At 67.2% G+C, this 18,005-nt stretch carries 21 protein-coding genes; 9 read left to right on the forward strand and 12 right to left on the reverse strand.

Annotated elements, in window-relative coordinates; translation table 11 throughout:
- Positions 1-63 precede the first annotated feature (63 nt).
- On the forward strand, positions 64-1,236 hold the full coding sequence (locus QMG83_RS01010; RefSeq protein ID WP_283503507.1) for a mechanosensitive ion channel family protein: 1,173 nt from the start codon (positions 64-66) through the stop codon (positions 1,234-1,236).
- 69 nt (positions 1,237-1,305) lie between these two features.
- Here QMG83_RS01010 and QMG83_RS01015 read toward each other — a convergent pair whose 3' ends face one another.
- Genes QMG83_RS01015 through QMG83_RS01035 form a run of 5 tightly spaced genes read right to left on the reverse strand, consistent with a single transcriptional unit; the run spans position 1,306 to position 4,492 of the window.
- Positions 1,306-1,767: a DUF3817 domain-containing protein gene (locus QMG83_RS01015; protein WP_283503508.1), complete on the reverse strand. Its 462-nt coding sequence runs from the start codon at positions 1,765-1,767 to the stop codon at positions 1,306-1,308.
- Positions 1,764-3,125, reverse strand: a complete 1,362-nt coding sequence (locus QMG83_RS01020) for a DUF2254 domain-containing protein (RefSeq protein WP_283503509.1) — start codon at positions 3,123-3,125, stop codon at positions 1,764-1,766. Before QMG83_RS01020 ends, QMG83_RS01015 begins: the two co-directional genes overlap by 4 nt.
- A 1-nt stretch (position 3,126) precedes the next feature.
- The gene (gene purQ, locus QMG83_RS01025; RefSeq protein WP_283503510.1) at positions 3,127-3,822 is read right to left on the reverse strand and encodes a phosphoribosylformylglycinamidine synthase subunit PurQ; all 696 of its coding nucleotides are present in this window, start codon (positions 3,820-3,822) and stop codon (positions 3,127-3,129) included.
- On the reverse strand, positions 3,819-4,067 hold the full coding sequence (gene purS, locus QMG83_RS01030; protein WP_283503511.1) for a phosphoribosylformylglycinamidine synthase subunit PurS: 249 nt from the start codon (positions 4,065-4,067) through the stop codon (positions 3,819-3,821). Before purS ends, purQ begins: the two co-directional genes overlap by 4 nt.
- Before the next feature lie 38 nt (positions 4,068-4,105).
- A complete protein-coding gene (locus QMG83_RS01035; RefSeq protein WP_283503512.1) occupies positions 4,106-4,492 on the reverse strand; it encodes a hypothetical protein in 387 nt (128 codons plus the stop codon).
- Between the two features lie 110 nt (positions 4,493-4,602).
- On the opposite strand from QMG83_RS01035, the gene QMG83_RS01040 reads away from it, so the two are divergent.
- The 5 genes from QMG83_RS01040 to QMG83_RS01060 all read left to right on the forward strand — a co-directional run bounded on the left by QMG83_RS01040 (position 4,603) and on the right by QMG83_RS01060 (position 9,711).
- Positions 4,603-5,595 (forward strand): acyl-CoA dehydrogenase family protein, encoded by a 993-nt coding sequence (locus QMG83_RS01040; RefSeq protein WP_283503513.1) that lies wholly within the window; start codon positions 4,603-4,605, stop codon positions 5,593-5,595.
- Positions 5,589-6,884, forward strand: a complete 1,296-nt coding sequence (locus QMG83_RS01045; RefSeq protein WP_283503514.1) for a PIG-L family deacetylase — start codon at positions 5,589-5,591, stop codon at positions 6,882-6,884. The genes QMG83_RS01040 and QMG83_RS01045 overlap by 7 nt, the downstream gene beginning before the upstream one ends.
- On the forward strand, positions 6,881-7,591 hold the full coding sequence (locus tag QMG83_RS01050) for a glycosyltransferase family 2 protein (protein ID WP_283503515.1): 711 nt from the start codon (positions 6,881-6,883) through the stop codon (positions 7,589-7,591). The genes QMG83_RS01045 and QMG83_RS01050 overlap by 4 nt, the downstream gene beginning before the upstream one ends.
- Before the next feature lie 70 nt (positions 7,592-7,661).
- Complete coding sequence (locus QMG83_RS01055; RefSeq protein ID WP_283503516.1) at positions 7,662-8,417, forward strand: hypothetical protein; 756 nt, start codon at positions 7,662-7,664, stop codon at positions 8,415-8,417.
- Positions 8,418-8,499: 82 nt separating this feature from the next.
- The gene (locus tag QMG83_RS01060; protein ID WP_283503517.1) at positions 8,500-9,711 is read left to right on the forward strand and encodes an MFS transporter; all 1,212 of its coding nucleotides are present in this window, start codon (positions 8,500-8,502) and stop codon (positions 9,709-9,711) included.
- A 3-nt stretch (positions 9,712-9,714) separates the two neighbouring features.
- Here the strand turns inward: QMG83_RS01060 and QMG83_RS01065 are convergent, their stop codons facing one another.
- Both QMG83_RS01065 and QMG83_RS01070 read right to left on the reverse strand, forming a co-directional pair.
- Positions 9,715-10,326: a nucleoside/nucleotide kinase family protein gene (locus QMG83_RS01065; protein ID WP_283503518.1), complete on the reverse strand. Its 612-nt coding sequence runs from the start codon at positions 10,324-10,326 to the stop codon at positions 9,715-9,717.
- On the reverse strand, positions 10,323-11,048 hold the full coding sequence (locus QMG83_RS01070) for an SGNH/GDSL hydrolase family protein (protein WP_283503519.1): 726 nt from the start codon (positions 11,046-11,048) through the stop codon (positions 10,323-10,325). Before QMG83_RS01070 ends, QMG83_RS01065 begins: the two co-directional genes overlap by 4 nt.
- Before the next feature lie 64 nt (positions 11,049-11,112).
- On the opposite strand from QMG83_RS01070, the gene QMG83_RS01075 reads away from it, so the two are divergent.
- Entirely contained in the window at positions 11,113-12,123 is a 1,011-nt protein-coding gene (locus tag QMG83_RS01075) for a serine hydrolase domain-containing protein (protein ID WP_283503520.1), read from the forward strand.
- Positions 12,124-12,131: 8 nt separating this feature from the next.
- Here QMG83_RS01075 and QMG83_RS01080 read toward each other — a convergent pair whose 3' ends face one another.
- From QMG83_RS01080 to purD, 4 genes are all read right to left on the reverse strand, one after another.
- Positions 12,132-12,998: a VOC family protein gene (locus QMG83_RS01080; RefSeq protein WP_283503521.1), complete on the reverse strand. Its 867-nt coding sequence runs from the start codon at positions 12,996-12,998 to the stop codon at positions 12,132-12,134.
- 121 nt (positions 12,999-13,119) lie between these two features.
- The gene (locus QMG83_RS01085) at positions 13,120-13,569 is read right to left on the reverse strand and encodes a GNAT family N-acetyltransferase (protein WP_283503522.1); all 450 of its coding nucleotides are present in this window, start codon (positions 13,567-13,569) and stop codon (positions 13,120-13,122) included.
- On the reverse strand, positions 13,566-14,408 hold the full coding sequence (locus QMG83_RS01090; protein WP_283503523.1) for a phosphoribosylaminoimidazolesuccinocarboxamide synthase: 843 nt from the start codon (positions 14,406-14,408) through the stop codon (positions 13,566-13,568). Before QMG83_RS01090 ends, QMG83_RS01085 begins: the two co-directional genes overlap by 4 nt.
- Entirely contained in the window at positions 14,405-15,646 is a 1,242-nt protein-coding gene (gene purD / locus QMG83_RS01095; RefSeq protein ID WP_283503524.1) for a phosphoribosylamine--glycine ligase, read from the reverse strand. Before purD ends, QMG83_RS01090 begins: the two co-directional genes overlap by 4 nt.
- Positions 15,647-15,679: 33 nt before the next feature.
- Here purD and QMG83_RS01100 point away from each other — a divergent pair, with 33 nt between their 5' ends.
- Complete coding sequence (locus QMG83_RS01100) at positions 15,680-16,072, forward strand: sterol carrier family protein (protein ID WP_283503525.1); 393 nt, start codon at positions 15,680-15,682, stop codon at positions 16,070-16,072.
- A gap of 57 nt (positions 16,073-16,129) precedes the next feature.
- Positions 16,130-16,468, forward strand: a complete 339-nt coding sequence (locus QMG83_RS01105) for a hypothetical protein (protein WP_283503526.1) — start codon at positions 16,130-16,132, stop codon at positions 16,466-16,468.
- Here QMG83_RS01105 and purF read toward each other — a convergent pair.
- On the reverse strand, positions 16,461-17,918 hold the full coding sequence (gene purF, locus QMG83_RS01110; protein ID WP_283503527.1) for an amidophosphoribosyltransferase: 1,458 nt from the start codon (positions 17,916-17,918) through the stop codon (positions 16,461-16,463). The two genes, QMG83_RS01105 and purF, sit on opposite strands and share 8 nt — an antisense overlap.
- Between the last annotated feature and the right edge of the window lie 87 nt (positions 17,919-18,005).

Raw genomic sequence — 18,005 nt, forward strand, 5'->3', positions numbered from 1 at the left:
CTCTCCCATGCGGCGTTCAGGGCCGTGTCGTAGGCTGAACGTTTTGCCGTCGCAGGAGGTTTTGTGCTCGAAGATTTCGTCTGGCAGTCGTGGCTCGGTCTCGGCCTCGCCGTGCTCATCGCCCTCATCGTGGTGGTGATCATCATCGGCGCCGTGTCCATCGGGGTGCGTGCAGTCTCCGGTAGATATCCCGGACTTCGGCCCGCGATCGGCAGCGTGCGCCGCCGTTCGCGCCTCATGCTCGCGATCGTTGGGGTGTGGATCGCTGTCTCGCAGACGCTCCCCGCGCCTGACTGGCAGCCCGTGGTGGACCATGGATTCCGTATCCTCGCGATCTCCACCGGTGCGTGGTTGCTGGCAGGGGTGATCGGGCTGCTCGTCGACCATTCACTCACCCGATACCCCATCGACGTTCCCGACAATCGGGTCGCTCGTCGGGTGCGCACCCAGGTGATGATCATCCGGCGTCTCGGTCTAGCCGTGATCGTGCTCATCGCGGTCGGCTCGATCCTGCTGACCTTCCCGTCGGTCCAGGCCGTGGGCGCAAGTCTGCTGGCCTCGGCCGGTGTGGCCAGCATCGTCGCCGGTCTCGCCGCCCAGTCCACCCTCGCCAGCGTGTTCGCCGGCATGCAGCTCGCCTTCAGTGACGCCATCCGGGTGGATGACGTGGTCGTCGCCAACTCGGAGTGGGGACGCATCGAGGAGCTCACCCTCACCTACGTCGTGCTGCGCACCTGGGATGAGCGGCGTGTGGTGCTGCCATCCACCTACTTCACGACGACGCCGTTCGAGAACTGGACCCGCAAGGGCAGTGCCCTCACCGGGGCCATCCTGTTCGATCTCGACTGGCGGGTCAACATCGGGCGACTGCGGGATCAGCTCGACGTGGTGCTCAGCGAGACAGAACTGTTCGACGGTCGCGTCGCGAACGTGCAGGTGACGGATGCCACGGGCGGCCTCGTGAGCGTGCGGGTTCTGGTCAGCGCATCCGACGCCGGTCGCCTGTGGGATCTGCGGTGCCTCGTGCGCGAACAGCTGGTCGACTGGCTGCAGAAGACGGGCCCGGCGGCCCTGCCACGCAACCGGGTCATGATGGTCGAGCAGGAGCCGACGCCGCGTTCCCGCGCTACCGCAGACACCTCGACCAAATCCGGGCTGTTCAGCGGAACCCCGGAGGCCGAGGCGCGCGGTCAGGAGTTCACCGGCGCCATCACCGTGCCGGTTCCGACGCAGTAGCGGCCGCGAACCGCGGCGAATGTTGCGGACGGCGTCTCCCGCGCGCGATATGGCGCGGTTCGCGCGCGGTTAGCCGAGTTTCGGTGGGCCAACCGTCAGCAGCACCCCGAATACGGTGGCGACGGCGACAGCAGCGACGGCGGCGAACACCACGGGGCGCGCCAGAACGACGCGCAGGATGCGATCTGTGACGCGGCTGTCGCGCGGGTCGCCGGTCGCCGCGGGACGCCAGGCTCCGTCGAGGCGACCGGTGCGAGCGAGCCACAGCTCGACGGGGATCGTTGCGTACGGGATGACCGCGCTGCCGATCGCGAGCAACGAAGTGCCCACGCCCCAGCGCTGGTTCACCGCGACCAGAACGGCGGTAACGCCGTAGGCCAGGAACACGAAACCGTGGATTCCCCCACCGATCGACACGGCAACATCCAGTCCGGCGGTGGCCCGCAGGATGAGCCCGCCGATGAGCAGCGTCCAGGTGATCGCCTCGGCGACTGCGAACGTACGGAACAGGGAGCGTGGGGTGATCGTCATGAGGCTTTCGGGTTGTGTGCGGCGAGCGTGAGCCCAGCTTTGGCGGCAAGCCCGGCGAAGCGTGCTCGCTCGGTCGGGTCGTAATCTGCGGCGTCGATGGATGCCACCATCCGGCCCAGTTGCGCGCGCACCGCCTCGCGCTGCCCAGGGGTGCGCGCGACGTAGCCGACTTCGTCCAGCAGTGCGAGCATCCGAGCCGCGACATCCGGATCACCGGCCCCGTACCGCCGTGGCTGCTGCAGGGCGACCTCCAGGAGATCATCGAACTCGTGAATTCCGCGGATCACCCGCAGGTTGCCATCCTCGTCGACAAGCCCAGGGCGCTGCTCAGGCAGCTCCGTCAGCGCCCCGAGGATCGCCGACAGGTGGCTGAGCGCGTGCACCGCCGTGGTGGGGTCATTGACGCCAGGCGAGAGCGCTTTGCTCGCGATGTCGGCGATCTGACGGATGCCGAATCCCACGTCCTGAGCGGCAGTGCGCTCGTACTCGAAGCTGTATGCGTCGTTTACCGCCGCTTGCAGGGCATCCGCGTCGACAAGTTCGCCGGTATCAGACCACCATGACACGAGCACCGTTCCGGCAATCACGCTGCTACCGACGGTGTGCTCTTCGGCGAAGACGACCGAATACCGGCGCGCGGTGTCCACGAGGCTGCTGTGGTCGACTGCGCTGATGAATCCGGATCGTTGTGCGGTGAGGATGTGAGGCTCCCCGAGCGCCGAGCGGTCGACGGCGACGGCATCACCTGGCTCCGTCGAGCTCACCAGCGCGATGGTGCCGCTGGTCTCGTCGTGCACCTCCCGCAGCATGGTTTCCACGCGCAACTGCCTCGAAAGGTGTGCCAGGAACAGCGTCAGCGTGACGATGCTCGCGAGCGTCAGCACGGATGCCACGGTCACCCCGATGCGCGGCACGAAGCCGCCCCCGGCCTCCGTCTCGTCACGGACGGTCCTCAGCACCGTCAGGGCGAAGGCAAACGTGGCAAGAAACATCGCCAGCGTCGCGTGCACAGCCCGATCACTCGCGAACAGGCGCAGCAGCCTCGGACTGGCCTGGCTGCTCGCCAACTGCAGCGCGACCACGGTGAGCGAGAAGGTCAGCGAGGTAGCGGTGATCAGCGAGCCAGCGATCGCCCCCAGCACAGCGCGTGCCGCAGGGGCGCCGCCGCTGAACAGGATGCCCTGCAGGAATCCTGCAATGTCCTGGTCGACGAGACGATCCAGGATCGGGATCGCAACACCGGCAGCGACGGCGATGACGATCCAAAACACGGGAACCGGCCATAGTTCGGTCGAGATGGACTCGCGCAGGCTTGCTACGCGTCGACTCCAGCGGTGCCCCCGGGCGGCGCTTGCCATGTCAGATCCTGGCGAGGGCCGAAATCGCGCTCGTGAAGAAGGCGAGGCCGTCGGTGCCGGAGCGCATCGCATCCGTCATGTCGGGGCCGAATCCCGGCTCGGTGGCATGCTCGGGATGCGGCATCAACCCGACCACGTTTCCGCGCTCGTTCGATACCCCCGCGATGTCGTTCATCGACCCGTTGGGGTTCACGTCGACGTAGCGGAACACCACCTGGCCGTTGCCTTCGATGCGCTTGATGGTCTCGTCGTCGGCCACGTAGCGACCGTCGGCGTTCTTGAGCGGGATGATGATCTCGGCGCCCGTCGCGTACTCGTTGGTCCACGCCGTGTCGGCGTTCTCGACGGTCAGCTTCTGGTCGCGGCGGATGAACTGCTGGTGTGCGTTGCGGGTGTGCGCGCCGGGGAGCAGGCGGGCCTCCGCCAGCATCTGGAATCCGTTGCAGATACCGAGGACGGGCATCCCGGCGTTGGCCGCGTCGATGACCTCGGCCATGATCGGCGCATGGCTGGCGATCGCGCCAGCGCGCAGGTAATCGCCGTAACTGAAACCGCCGGGAAGCACGATGGCGTCGACGCCGTGCAGGTCGTGATCACCGTGCCACAGCGCTACCGGCTCGGCTCCGGCGAGACGGATGGCGCGCTGGGCGTCCCGGTCGTCGAGTGAGCCGGGGAACGTGATGACACCGATCTTCATTCTGTGACCGTGATGCTGACGACATCCTCGATGACGGTATTGGCGAGCATGTCTTCGGCGATCTCGCGAACCTCGGCGAGCATCGCGTCATCCACCGGCCCGTCAACCGTCAGCTCGAAACGCTTGCCGATGCGAACGCCGGTGTAGCGCTCTTTACCGAGACGGGTGAGGGCGCCGGCAACAGCCTTGCCCTGTGGATCGAGAATCTCTGCCTTGGGCATGACCTCAACAAGAATTGTGGGCACCGAAACACTCCAGGAGTTCGTGGGCGAATAACACGATTCTACGGGACGAAGAGAACCACGACTGAGGCGACCACCGCGAGCGCGCCGATGCCCGCGAAAACTATGCCGAGAGTGCGAAGAAGTTTTTCATCGGGGGACGACCTGGTGAAGTGGCAGTGGCTACTGCGCCTGCGGTGGAACACCTCGAGGCTGTCGTGGTCGTGGGCCAGTGCGAGCTCGGTGTCTGTGAGCGGTCGCGATCGCACATCTCCCGCAGGCGTGAGCCAGTTGAGGGAGTCGCCGGAGATGGCCGCCGGTGCGGCCTGCCACGGTCCGCGAACGAGGAGCATGCAGCAAAGGATGACGAAGCACAGTGCGGCACACGAGAAACCGACGATCGTGAAGACCTCGGCGAGAAGGCCGATCGTCTCAGGGCCGCTCGTCATACCCCCACAATACGGGCGCCGGGGTGCCCGATGCGGCGAACCATAGGCCTCCTGTCGGCCGCGCTGCAAGCCCCTAGTCGCTGAGGGCGAGGCGACCCAAGCTGGATGACATGTACGTTGCCTTTTCTGCTGTTCCCGTGGCGCCTGGACCGCTCACGGCGGCCGTCGTCATGAAGCGACCGGCCGACGTGGAAACCGCGCTGCAACTCGCGCGTGCACTGGGTGCGTCGCGGCCGGTGCCGGGCGATGCATCCACCCGTGACCTCTGGGAGGCCTTCGCAACGGTTGCCGCCCACGACCTCGGCGCGGTGCGTGCCATGGAACCGCATCTCGATGCCATCGGAATTCTGGCTCAGGCCGGGATCGAAGACGCCCCAGGAACCTGGGGTGTGTTCGCTGCCGAGGGCGGCGACGAACCGCTGACGGCATCGACAGACGGAACCCTCTCCGGAACCAAGCAGTGGTGTTCCCTCGCCGATCGTCTCGACTCTGCGCTGGTCACCGCCACCACCAGCACCGGCAGCCGCCACCTGTTCGCGGTCGACCTCAGGCAACCAGGGGTGCAGGTGCAGCCGTCGACGTGGATGGCGCGGGGTCTCCGCGAGATTCCCAGTGGACCCGTGACGTTCACCGCTGTGCCCGCCACCCCCGTCGGTGAGCCGGGCTGGTACCTCGACCGCCCGGGGTTCGCGTTCGGCGGCATTGGGGTGGCCGCGTGCTGGTTCGGCGGCGCGGTAGGTATCGGCCGCACCGTGCACGCGGCCGCGGTGGCAAAGCCGAACCCGTTTCTGCTGGCGCATCTCGGAGCGATCGACGAGCTGCTGCACTCCTGCCGGCGCGCGCTGCTTGAGGCAACCCAGCTGGTGGGGTACCCATCGACCGACGGGCGCCTGCTCGCCAAACGGGTTCGTGCGACGGTCGCCAGGGCGAGCGAAGAGATCATTGTGCGCGCGGGGCACGCGCTCGGGCCGGCGCCGCTCGCCCTCGACCCTGCGCATGCGAAGCGGGTCGCAGACCTCCAGCTCTACGTCAGGCAGCACCACGCCGAGCGCGACGACGAGTCACTCGGCCGCGCCATCGCGGAAGGGCCAGCGCCATGGTGATGTTCGACGCGAGCCTGGCCGGTACCCCCACCGCGACCTGGGAGGCAGACTCCCGCATGCGTGACCGCCCGTCGCTGAGCCTGCACGGGGTGGATGAGCTGATCGTCGTGGCCGCCCACCCCGACGACGAGACCCTGGGGGCTGGCGGCCTGATCGCGCTCTGCTCGCGCCGAGGCATCCCGGTCACCGTTGTGGTGGTGACGGACGGCGGGGCCAGCGGCGAGCCCGGAATCGTGGCAGAACGCTCCCGGGAGTTGGCGGCAGCCACCGACATCCTCGCGGCGGGTGGCCGGGACATCACGGTCATCGAGTTTGGTTTCGCCGATGGTGGCACGCGGGAGAACATCGCGGAGATCACCGCGGCGCTCGGCCCGCACATCGCCGGCTCATCCCGGAACGCGCTCATCGTGGCGCCCTGGCGGGGAGACGGGCACCGCGATCACCGTGTCGTCGGCGAGATCGTCGCAGAGCTTGTCGGGGGTCGTAGGTTTGCGGAGTACCCGATCTGGATGTGGCACTGGGCGCATCCGGACGCCGAGGCCACCCCGTGGCAGACCATGGCGACCATCGACGTGGATGCCACGAAGCAGCGCGCCCTCGCCAGCTTCCGCTCGCAGACGCGCGGCGAGCATCCCGTGCTGCTGCCCGACTTTCTCGAGCACTTCGCCGGCGACAAGGAGTACCTCATCGTGGAAGACGGCGCGCTGCCTGCCGAATATTTTGACGCGACCTATCAGCGTCACGACGACCCGTGGGGTTTGGCAACGCGCTGGTACGAAACACGGAAGCGGGAGCTTCTGCTCGCATCGCTGCCGCTGCAGGAGTACGGAACCGCGCTCGAGATCGGCTCATCCATCGGGGTCACGACCGAGGCTCTCGCCGGTCGCTGCCGCGAACTGCTGGCCTTGGACGTCTCGGCGGCGGCCGTCCAGCGCGCTCGCGAGCGGGTGGGCGAGGCGGCGACCGTAGAAGTGCGGGATGTCACGCGTGACTTCCCGGGCGGAGAATTCGACCTCGTGGTGTTGTCCGAGGTCGGATACTATTTCGGCGCCTCGGGGCTGGCGACAGTCCTCGCGTCGATTGGGGCGGCACTGTCGACCCACGGCACCCTCGTCGCGTGCCACTGGCGGCACCCCGTCGCCGACTATCCCCTCACCGGCGATGACGTGCATGCCGCCATTGACGGGATCGGTCTTCACCGGATCGTGCGTCACGAGGAGGAGGACTTCATTCTCGAGGTCTTCAGTCGCGACCCCCGGTCGGTTGCCCGGACGACGGGACTGCTGTGACCCAGGTAGCTGAGCTCGTGGTGTTGATTCCCGCGCGAGACGAAGAGGCGCTCATCGCGCGTTGCCTCGAATCTGTGCTTGCGGCTCGGGCGAACGTTGACATTCCGGTGACCGTGGTTGTCGCCGCCGATGGATGCCTCGACGCCACCGCCGAGATCGCGCGAAGTTTCGACGGAGTTGTCGTCGTGGAGATCGACTCGTCCAATGTCGGCACGGCACGGGGGATTGCGGCTCGGACGGCGCTGGAGCTGATCGCGTGCGACCCGGGACGGGTGTGGATGGCGAACACCGACGCCGATTCCGTCGTGCCGCCGAACTGGCTGAGCGAGCAGGTGCGTCTGGCGAACTCGGGCGTGGACGTGATGATCGGTACCGTGCGACCCGAGTTCGACGAACTCTCTGTCGAACAGGAGCGGGCGTGGCGGGCGCGGCACGTTCCTGGCCAGCCCAATGGCCACGTGCACGGTGCGAACCTCGGAGTGCGGGCATCCACCTACTTGGAGGCGGGCGGATACGAAGCGCTGCCGGAGCACGAAGACGTCGACCTCGTCGCGCGTCTGAAGGCGGTGAGCCGCGTTGTGGCGAGCGACGACTGCGAGGTCGTGACATCCGGCCGAAAGTTCGGGCGGACGCCCGGCGGGTACGCCCGATATCTGCGCGAGGATCTGCTGTATGCCGCTGAAGGCATGGAAGCGCCCGTCGCGTAACCGGGTGCGTGGATAGTCGACTACTCGCGACGGTTCACGAACTCTGACGCGGCGGTGCAAGACTGTGGTGATGCGAAAAGCCGTGGGGATCGTGACCGTTGCTGTTGTGATGCTCACCGGGTGCAGTGCGCTCGGCTTTGAGCCGTCGCCGACGACCACGTACATCGACGAAGCCGGTACCGAGGTCACGGTGGATTGGGTCGACTACCCGGCGTATGAGGGAATCGACGGGGAGAGGCTACTGGGCCACCCGGATCAGGCAGACCTGGAGCCCGTGGCTCGCGACCTCGTCAAGCAGTTACGAACCGCGATTGCCGATGCTTCCGGGTATGCGATGACCTCGAGCGAACCCGAAGGTCGCTGGTTCGATGACGACAACTGGCACGAGCAAGGGGGCAACGGCTACGGTGGGCGCTCGATGCTCACGACCGTCAACTGTTGTGACTTGTCGTCGGAGGGTGCTCCGGAGGCAAGCGAATGGCAGCGCGTCTTTGATGCGGCGAACCAGGCCGTTCAAGCCGAAGGGCTGGGAGAATTCGTGCTCGACGATCCACTCGAATGGTGCGGGACCACCGCCGAGGAGTGCTGGCGGTGGACTGGTTTTGCGACCGACGGTGTGCAGTGGGTGTCGCTCCTGATTCAGGACGGCGCGCTTGACCCGACGGGTGACGCCGTGCGAGAGGCAGAAGAGCTCGATCGGCCGGTCGCCACCATTCAATTCGGATACGGCGCCACGGTCGTGCCGACCGGAAGATCGGATGAGTACGCGCGTGCTCTCGACCCCTTCGTCGGACTGAAACAGCCTCGGGCCACCGCCTCGAACTGACGCGCGCTGCGCGGCAAGCCGTAAGGGGCACCCATGCGGTCATCGCCATTCGCCCACACCCCGGATGCGACAGACTGAGGGGATGAGCACCGACACCGCGATCCAATCGCGCATCGTACGAGTGCTCGTCGCCGGTCAGGTTCTCGCGGGGCTCGGGCAGGGGGCGACCATTGCCATCGGCGCTGTGATCGCGAACGAGGTGGCTGGCGAGGCATTTTCGGGGGCAGCCGCCACCGCGAGCACCCTCGGTGCCGCCATCGCGGCGATCCCGCTCGCAAGGCTCGCGCAACGAATGGGCCGCCGCCCGGCACTCGCGCTCGGCGCGGCGACGGCTGCCGGCGGCTCGATCGTCACGGTGGTGGCCACCGGGCTGGTCTTCTTCCCGTTGCTCGTCATCGGGTTCGCCATGCTCGGGGTCGGCACCGCTGTGGGGCTTCAGGCGCGCTTCGCGGCAACGGATGTCGCGGCCCCGACGCGGCGCGGACGTGACCTCTCGCTCGTGGTCTGGTCGACCGCGATTGGCGCTGTCGTCGGCCCCAACCTCTTCGGCCCGGGGGTGGTGATCCAGGACGCGCTCGACCTTCCCGAACATACGGGCTCATTCGTCATCGCGATCGTCGCCCAGCTGGCTGCGGCCCTGCTCTACGTCATTGCGCTGCGCCCGGATCCGCTGCTGCTCGCGCGCGAGCGCGCGCTGCTCGCCACGCCCGTCACGGAGGTCGGAGCAGTGCGCGGCCGGTCGGCGCTCGTGTTCGCTATTGGGACGATCGCCATCAGCCACGCCGTGATGGTGTCCGTGATGTCGATGACGCCGGTGCACCTGACCCACTACGGCGCGAGTCTCACGATCATCGGCTTCACGATCAGCCTGCACGTGGCGGGAATGTTCGGACTCTCGCCCGCCTTCGGCTGGGCGAGCGACCGGTGGGGTCGGCTGCCGGTCATCCTCGGCGGCCAGGCGATGCTCGGCGCCGCGGTGATACTGATTGGCTTCGGTTCGGAAAGCACCCTCGTCGTAACGGTGGCCCTCGTGCTGTTGGGGCTCGGATGGAGCGCGACAACCGTCGCCGGGTCTGCGCTGGTCTCCGACCTGGTCACCGGCGCGACCCGTGTGCGGGTGCAGGGTCGCACTGACACGATCATGAGCCTCGCGGGCGCGGTCGGCGGAGGTGCGGCCGGCCCGGTGCTCGCGCTGATTGGGTACGCCGGGCTTGCGTGGGCCGCGGGGGTGCTCGTACTCGTGGTGTTGGGCGCCGCTGGCGTCATCCGTCCGCGCGTGGCCCGCTTCGTCTGAGGATCACAGCCGGATGACGTGGTCGGCGCTCGCCGCCGTGGCCGCGATAACAGTCGCATTCGCTTCATCCGGGCCCAGCGCCCATGCTCTCGCCTGCTCGGACGTCTTGCCAAACCGCTCGTGGCGCTCCACCAGTCGATCGATCCGGGTGTCGTGCTCAACCTCAACGAAGAATGTCAGGTCGAGCAGCTCGGCGGCCCGCTCCCACAGCAGGAGGTAGTTGCCATCGACCACCACGGTTGATAACTCCTGCGGAATGGTGATCGCGCCCGCAACCGGCTCCTCGATTCCGCGGTCGAAGCCCGGTGCCGCAACCGAATTGCAGGAGTTACGAACATCGGCGAGGGTGGCCACGAAGCCGTCGACGTCGAAGGTGTCTGGCGCGCCCATCCGCTCTCGGCGGCCGAGCCGGCGCAGCTCGGCCTGGGGCAGGTGGAAGCCGTCCATCGGAAGCAGCGCCGCCGTCGGCAGCCGCTCGACGATGGCCGCGGCGATGGTCGATTTACCGGCGCCCGGAGGTCCGACGATTCCCACGAGAAGGCGCCGCGCGGCAGGAGTCGCCGCGCGCGCCTGGAGCACGAGATCGACGACCTCGGTGAACGAGCTGAGGATCACAGCACACCGTTGGCCGCGGCATCCGCGATCACGAAGTCGGCCCAGTCGCGGTACCCGAGCGCGCTCGGATGGAACAGGTCTGTCGCGAAGAAGCCGTCGGTGTACGGCGGCGGAGGCGGCGACATGTGCACGGTGTCGAACGTGGCGACCACCGATCGCGCCGCATCCTCGAGGCTGCGCGAGTGCAGGTACAGGTTGAAGCGCAGGGGGTTCGGCAACAGCTCGAACCTGAAGAACGCCGGCAGCGACGACATCAGCACGAGCGGGCTGACCGCGGTGAGGGCGTTCAGGATGACCCGGATGTCACGCGCAAAGCTCGCGCGACGCCGAAGCCCGAGCGCATCGTTGGCTCCGACCGTGAGAAACACGACATCCCACCGCTGGGCTGCCACAGTGTCGAGGTAGTCCGTGACGATGTCGCGCGTTGTTGCGCCGTTTCGGCCGGCCGCCGTCCACTGGACGCCCCGTCCGGTGCGCTCCGCGAGGAGCCGCGCGAGGTTGCCCGGCAGAGCGTCGTCCTGGGTCGCGGCTCCGACCCCCGCCGCCGTGGAGTCGCCGAGCACGAGCAGCCGCAGCGGGTCGGGGCCGTCGAGTGATCCCTGCCAGGGCTGGGCGGCATCCGGAAGTCTGGGGGTATCCCGTCGGAGGCGCCGGCCCTGCGCAACGAGCACGGGTGCCGCCGGCAGCATCGCGACCCTGCTCAGCCTGCGGAAAGCATTCATTGCCCCATGCTAGATCGCCACGCATGCTCAATCGCTGGGCATTCTCACTGGGTAGGCTCGTGCCATGGATACCTCCGGCCTCGATGACTTTCTCGCCGACCAGGATTTCTCGGGGGTGGTGCTGATTCGCGATGGCAATCGCACGGTCTACGAGGCCGCGACCGGGCTCGCGACCCAGCGCTGGGGCATCCACAACACTCTGAACACCCGCTTCGACACCGCGTCGATCACGAAGCTGTTCACCAGCGTCGCAGTGCTGCAGCAGGTGGCTAAAGGCAACCTTGACCTCGAAACGTCGATCCACCACTACGTCGACCTTGAGGGCACGAGCATCGGCATCGACGTGACGCTGCTGCACCTGCTGACCCACACGAGCGGCATCGCGGATGATGCCGACGAGGAGGCCGGCGAGGACTACGCGGACCTGTGGCGCGAAACCCCCAATTACTCGGTGCTTGAGACTCGCGACTTCCTGCCGCAGTTCGTGAACAAGCCCCCGCTGGCTGCCCCCGGCGTCGACTGCCGGTACAACAACGCCGGATACATCCTCGCCGGGCTCGCGCTCGAAAAGGTCACGGGCGTTCCGTTCCGCCAGTACGTGTTCGACGAGGTCTTCACGAAGGCCCGGATGGACGATTCCGGGTTCTACGACCGCCGCGACGCAGCTCCCCGGGTCGCCGAGGGCTGGGATCTCGTCGACGGCACCTGGGTGCAGAACATCTACAGCTACCCGCCGATCGGCTCGCCGGACGGCGGCGCGCAGGCAACGGCCGCCGACCTCGTGACGTTCCTGAGGGCCGTGCGTTCCGGTGAACTGCTCAACAGCGAGTTCACCGACGAGTTCCTTTCCCCGCAGGTCGAGCATGACGAGGCCACCTGGTACGGGTTCGGCCTCGAGTTCGACATGAACGAAGACGGCACCGTGCGCTCGTACTACAAGGACGGCATCAACCCCGGGGCCTCCGGCATCGTGCGTCACTACCTCGAGGAGGGGCTCGACGTGGTCGTGCTCTCCAACTCCGAGGATGGCGCGTGGGAGGTCATCCAGCAGATCGACGAGCGCCTCGGCGGCTGAATCCGCGCTTAGGCCGGTGCGACGCCGACCCTGATGAGATTCGCCCACGGGTCGTCGAACGACAGGCTCTGACCGTCATCTCTGGTCTGGATGCCGAAATGCGTCATCCGCTCGGCCAGAGTCCCGAGGTCGTCTGCGGCTGGCACCTCGATGTCCACCCGCGCGAGCCCGAGGGCTGGAAGCCGCGGGCCGGCGCCACGCGAGTTCCAGGTGTTCATCGCCATGTGGTGGTGGTAGCCGCCGGCGCTGACGAACAGCGCCTGGTCGCCGATCGCGACAGTCTCGTCGAAGCCGAGACGACCCACGTAGAACTCGCGCGCCGTCGCAACATCGCCGACCTGGAGGTGCACGTGTCCGACCTGCGCGCCACCGATCATCGGCGCGCTGACGGATGCTTCGGTGAGGTTCTGTTGCAGGAACAGGTTGGGGTCGAGGTAGAGCGTGCCCATCTCGAGGGTTCCGTGTACCCAGCTCCAGGCGCTGCGCTCGCGGTCCCAGTACAGCTCGACACCATTGCCCTCGGGATCGGTGAAGTAGAACGCTTTGCTGACGAGATGGTCTGAGCTGCCGGTGAAGGTCGCCGGATATTTTTGCGCGACGGAGTAGACGGAGGCAGCAAGGGCTTCTTCCGTGTCGAAGAGGATCGCGGTGTGGAAGAGCCCGGCGTCGCGGGGGCTGGCGTGCTTCAGCTCGGGCGAGTGCTGCAGGATCACGACGGGAGTGGCGCCCCGGCCGAGCGTGACGGTGTCGGTGGTGGCATCCAGCACCTCAAGCGCCACAGCATCACGGTAGTAGGCCGTCATGGCGTCGAGGTTGCCGACGCTGAGGGTGACGGGCCCCATCGCGGTGTCTGCCGCGAGAGTGTGTTCGACCATGGTCGTCACAACCACGTTGTCGCCGCGGGTATTCCGCGGCGCGCATGGCGATGGCCCGCCGTCTGGGCCAGCGGGCCATCGTTACAGGATTCGGAGCATGACGCCGTTCGGTTTGGCGGCGTCAGAGCACCTTCTCGAAGCAGAGCGAGTTCGGGCTGTCGACGTAGTAGCCGAACTTCGGGATGCCGCTGTACCCCTCCCGCTCGTAGAACCGCACGGCATCCGGCTGCCGGTGGCCGGTCTCGAGCACGAGGCGTTTCCACTGCCGGTCCCGGGCGAACTGTTCCAGTCGGGCCAGGATGGCGGGCCCTGCACCGGATCCGCGGTGGGCTGGATGCACGAACATCCGCTTGATCTCCGCATGCTCGTCGTCGAGCTTCCTCAGTGCGCCGCTGCCGATGGGCTCACCGTCGTCGGCGTACGCGACGAAGAACATGGTGATATCGGCTGCCGTTGGGTGCGGGCCCGGCTCGGAATCGGGGCTGCCGTAGCGCTGGTCCAGGTCCAGTCGCTGGCCTTTGCGCATCGCGACGGAGTCAGGATGCCCCCACTCGACCTCGCGGACGATCACGCCCCGGTCAGGCGTTCGATCAGCTCGCGGTAGCGGGCGGCCGTGCGCTCCACGATCTCGGCGGGAAGCTCGGGCGGTGTGCCGGTCTTGTCCCAGTTCGCCGAAAGCCAGTTGCGCACGATCTGCTTGTCGAAGCTCGCCGTGCGGTCGCCGGTCTCGTACAGGGCCGCATCCCAGTAGCGGCTGCTGTCGCTCGTCAGCACCTCGTCGGCGAGGGTCAGTTCGCCGGTCATCGGGTCTGCGCCGAACTCGAACTTCGTGTCGGCCAGGATGATGCCGCGCTTCTCGGCGATCGCCGACGCCGCGGTGAAGATCGCCAGCGACGTGTCGCGCAGGGCCGCGGCGGCCTCGGCGCCGACCAGCTCGACTGTGCGCTCGAAAGTGATGTTCTCGTCGTGCTCGCCAAGCGGGGCTTTCCACGCCGGGGTGTAGATCGGCTCGGGCAGGCGGTCGCCATCGCTGAGCCCGGCGGGGAGCGGCACTCCACAGACGCTCTGCGACTGCTGGTATTCGAGCCAGCCGCTGCCAGACAGGTAGCCGCGCACGACGCACTCGACGGGGTACATCTCGAGGGTCTTCACGAGCATCGCGCTCGCGGGAAGGTCGGTCGCGCCATCCTGCGCCAGATGATTCGGCACTTCCAACTGATCGAACCACCAGAGACTCAGGCTGGTCAGCAGGGCACCCTTGCCCGGGATGCCCGGCTCGAGCACGTGGTCGAACGCACTCACGCGATCGCTGGCGACCATCAGCACGCGGCCCTCATGCTCGGCAGAGCGGTACAGGTCACGCACCTTGCCCGAGTAGAACAGCTCCCAGCCGGCGGGGACGGTGCTCACTGCGCGACCCGCAACGCGATGTCGGTGCGGTACTGGCCGCCCTCGAGAGTGATCGTGTCGAGCGCCGCGTAGGCCCGGGCCCTTGCCTCGGCGAAGTCCGCTCCGAGCGCGACGACGCTGAGCACGCGTCCACCCGTCGCGACGAATTCGCCGCCGACGAGAGCGGTGGCGGCATGCGCGATGGTCACGTTCTCGACGTCGGCAAGGCCGGTGATGGGCCGGTTGGTGATCGGATTCTCGGGGTAACCCTCACTCGCGAGAACCACGGTCACCGCAACATCCGTCGAGAACTCCGGGCGGGGCAGGGTTCCGAGTTCGCCCGACGCCGCTGCCAGCAGCAGCCCGCTGAGCGGGGTGATGAGTCGCGGCAGCACGACCTGCGTCTCGGGGTCGCCGAAGCGCGCGTTGAACTCGATCACGCGCACGCCGTCGTCGGTGACGATCAGGCCGCAGTAGAGCAGCCCGATGAACGGGGTGTCTTCGCTGGCCAATAGACGGATGGTGGGCAGCGCTACTGACTCGATCACGTCATCCACGAAGGATTCGGGCAGCCACGGCAGCGGCGAATATGCGCCCATCCCACCGGTGTTTGGCCCCTCGTCGCCGTCGAAGATGCGCTTGTAATCCTGCGCTGGCGACAGCGGAAGCACGTTGTGGCCGTCGCTCAGGAGGAAGAGCGAGACCTCCTGCCCAGAGAGGAACTCCTCGACGAGCACGCTGCCGTGCGCGAGCCAGAAGGTGGCATGCGCGATGGCTTCGTCGCGGTTGGGGGTGACCAGCACGCCCTTGCCGGCGGCCAGGCCGTCTGCCTTCACCACGTAGGGGGCACCGAACTCGTCGATGGCCGCGATGGCCTCCTCGAGCGATCCCGCCCTGGTCGCGCGACCGGTCGGAACGCCCGCGTCATCCATGATCCGCTTGGCGAAGGTCTTGCTGCCCTCGAGCGCCGCGGCGGCCTTGCCGGGGCCGAACACCGGGATTCCGCGCTGGCGCAGCTTGTCGGCGACGCCCGCCACGAGCGGTGCCTCCGGCCCGATGACGACCAGCTCGATGTCGTTGTCGAGCGCGTACTGCGAGACGATGTCGCCACGCGTCGGGTCAAGCGCCACGACGGGCACGACCGCGGCGATGCCGGCATTGCCGGGGGCCGCGGTGATGTGATGAGCGGGGCTCTCCCGCAGGAGAGACGTGATGATGGCGTGCTCGCGCGCACCGGAGCCGAGAACCAGAATTCGCACGGGTCAACACTACCCAGCCCGTACCGTATGGGTATGCCTCCCAAACGGATAGCCGACGCCGCCGGCCGTGCCGCGGTCGCCGCAGCACTGCTCGACGCGCCGACGCGGGATGCCACAGCCACCGCCGTCCGCTACCTTCTGCAGCTTCTCGCCGACAGCGCCGAGGGCAACACCGTCGAGATCAGGGTGCCGCCGTTCGGGGCCGTGCAGGCCATTCAGGGACCGCGGCACACCCGCGGGACTCCGCCCAACGTCGTAGAGATGGATGCCGCCACCTGGCTCGCCCTGGCCACCGGAGCGCTGGCGTGGGCAGATGCCGTACGTGCCGGCCGTGTTGCGGCATCCGGTCAAAGAGCCGACCTCACGGACTACCTGCCGATTGTGTGGCGCGAGATCTCCACTTCTGCTGGCCCCGAGCCGGTCTAGGCAGCAGAAGTGGAGGTCTCGGCGGCAGCGCCCAGCGTGGTGAGGGAGAATGGACGCGTGAGCGACGCAACCCCCGAGATTCCCGAGCCAGAGTCTGGCACCGAGAGGGTGACCGTGCGCCGCGCGCCCAAGATCCCGGCCTTCCTGATCGTGGGTGGCGGGGTCGGTGCGATCGTGACCTTCATCCTCACCGCGCTGTTCCCGGTCGATCCGCTGGTCGGATTCGGGCCGCTTTTCGCCTACTTCGCGCTCTTCGGGGTCACCGCCGGCGTGCTGCTCGGCGCGATCCTCGCCCTGATCGTGGACCGTCGCTCGAAGCTGCGCGCGCAGTCGGCAGAAGCCGAATTCATCACCGAGCGTGAGCCCGGACCCTCAGAAGAGCCGCCGGCTAACTGAGCTGAGTGCGCTCGACCCAGTTGAGGTACTCCGATGAGACGGAGCCTGTGACGTAGTCGCCGGTGAAGCAGCTCATCTCGAGCGCCGAGACGTCGGACCCCTCGATGATGGCGGCCTGCATGTCGGCAACCTCCTGGTAGATCAGGTAGTCACTGCCGAGCTCGATGTTGATCTCCGGGATCTTGCGGCCATGGGCCACCAGCTCCTGCCGTGAGGGCATGTTGATTCCGTACACGTGCGGGTAGCGCACCGGGGGCGCGGCGGAGGTGAACGTGACCTTGTTGGCGCCGGCCTCGCGTGCCATCTGCACGATCTCTTTCGAGGTCGTGCCACGAACGATCGAATCATCCACAATCAGGATGTTCTTGCCCTTGAACTCGCTGCCCATGGCGTTCAGCTTCTGCTTCACGCTCTTCTTGCGTTCGGCCTGGCCGGGCATGATGAAGGTTCGGCCCACGTAGCGGTTCTTGTAGAAACCTTCGCGGTATTCGACCCCGAGCTTCTGCGCGACCTGCATGGCGGCGGGCCTGGACGAGTCCGGGATCGGCATGACGACGTCGATGTCACCCATCGGCGTGAACTTCGCGATCGTGTCTGCGAGCTTGTTGCCGAGGCGGAGGCGGGCCTCGTAAACCGAGATTCCGTTCATGATCGAGTCTGGGCGGGCGAGGTAGACGTACTCGAACGAGCACGGAATAAGGGTGGGGTTTGCCGCGCACTGCCGGCTCGTCATCTCACCGTTCGGCGCGATGAAGACGGCCTCGCCCGGGGCGATATCGCGCACGAACTCGTACCCGGCACTCTCGAGCACCAGCGATTCGGATGCCACGATCCACTCGTCCCCGGTGAAACCGGCCTGACGGCGCCCGAGCACCAGCGGCCTGATGCCGAACGGATCGCGGAAGGCGAGCAGGCCGTGACCCGCGATGAGGGCGATGGCAGCGTACGAACCCTCGACGCGCTCGTGCACACGCGAGATGGCGTTGAACACCTGGTCGGGGTCGAGATCGGAGCCAGACACCTGCGACTGCAGTTCGTTCGCGAGAACGTTCACGAGCAGCTCGGTGTCGCTGGACGTGTTGAGATGGCGGCGGTCGATGTGGAACAGCTGCTTGGTCAGCTCACGCGTGTTGGTGAGGTTTCCGTTGTGGATGAGCGTGATGCCGTATGGCGCGTTGACGTAGAACGGCTGCGCCTCCTGCTCATCCGCTGCGTTGCCCTTGGTGGCGTAGCGCACGTGGCCGAGGCCCATGGTGCCGAGCAGGTTGCGCATGTCCCTGGTGCGGTACGCCTCGCGAACCTGGCCGCGGGCCTTCTGCATGTGCAGGGTGTTGCCATCAGCAGTGGCGATGCCGGTGGAGTCCTGACCGCGGTGCTGCAGCAGCAGCAGGGCGTCGTAGACCTGCTGGTTGACAGGCTGGGATGACACGATTCCGACGATGCCGCACATGAATAAGCGGGGCTCCCGAGCTAGAGGGGACGTACCCGGCGCGAGTACGTCTTATTCTCCCACAGGTTCGCGGTCATCACTTGGGAT

It is taken from the genome of Salinibacterium sp. G-O1 (genome assembly GCF_030063305.1).
In the GTDB taxonomy this organism is placed as follows: Bacteria; Actinomycetota; Actinomycetes; order Actinomycetales; family Microbacteriaceae; genus Rhodoglobus.

Coding starts and splice junctions, on each gene's coding strand:
- QMG83_RS01015 (WP_283503508.1), bottom strand. CDS start 1,767: ATGACGATCACCCCACGCTCCCTGTTCCGTACGTTCGCAGTCGCCGAG.
- QMG83_RS01020 (WP_283503509.1), bottom strand. CDS start 3,125: ATGGCAAGCGCCGCCCGGGGGCACCGCTGGAGTCGACGCGTAGCAAGC.
- purQ (WP_283503510.1), bottom strand. CDS start 3,822: ATGAAGATCGGTGTCATCACGTTCCCCGGCTCACTCGACGACCGGGAC.
- QMG83_RS01035 (WP_283503512.1), bottom strand. CDS start 4,492: ATGACGAGCGGCCCTGAGACGATCGGCCTTCTCGCCGAGGTCTTCACG.
- QMG83_RS01040 (WP_283503513.1), top strand. CDS start 4,603: ATGTACGTTGCCTTTTCTGCTGTTCCCGTGGCGCCTGGACCGCTCACG.
- QMG83_RS01045 (WP_283503514.1), top strand. CDS start 5,589: ATGGTGATGTTCGACGCGAGCCTGGCCGGTACCCCCACCGCGACCTGG.
- QMG83_RS01055 (WP_283503516.1), top strand. CDS start 7,662: ATGCGAAAAGCCGTGGGGATCGTGACCGTTGCTGTTGTGATGCTCACC.
- QMG83_RS01060 (WP_283503517.1), top strand. CDS start 8,500: ATGAGCACCGACACCGCGATCCAATCGCGCATCGTACGAGTGCTCGTC.
- QMG83_RS01070 (WP_283503519.1), bottom strand. CDS start 11,048: ATGAATGCTTTCCGCAGGCTGAGCAGGGTCGCGATGCTGCCGGCGGCA.
- QMG83_RS01075 (WP_283503520.1), top strand. CDS start 11,113: ATGGATACCTCCGGCCTCGATGACTTTCTCGCCGACCAGGATTTCTCG.
- QMG83_RS01080 (WP_283503521.1), bottom strand. CDS start 12,998: ATGGTCGAACACACTCTCGCGGCAGACACCGCGATGGGGCCCGTCACC.
- QMG83_RS01100 (WP_283503525.1), top strand. CDS start 15,680: ATGCCTCCCAAACGGATAGCCGACGCCGCCGGCCGTGCCGCGGTCGCC.
- purF (WP_283503527.1), bottom strand. CDS start 17,918: ATGTGCGGCATCGTCGGAATCGTGTCATCCCAGCCTGTCAACCAGCAG.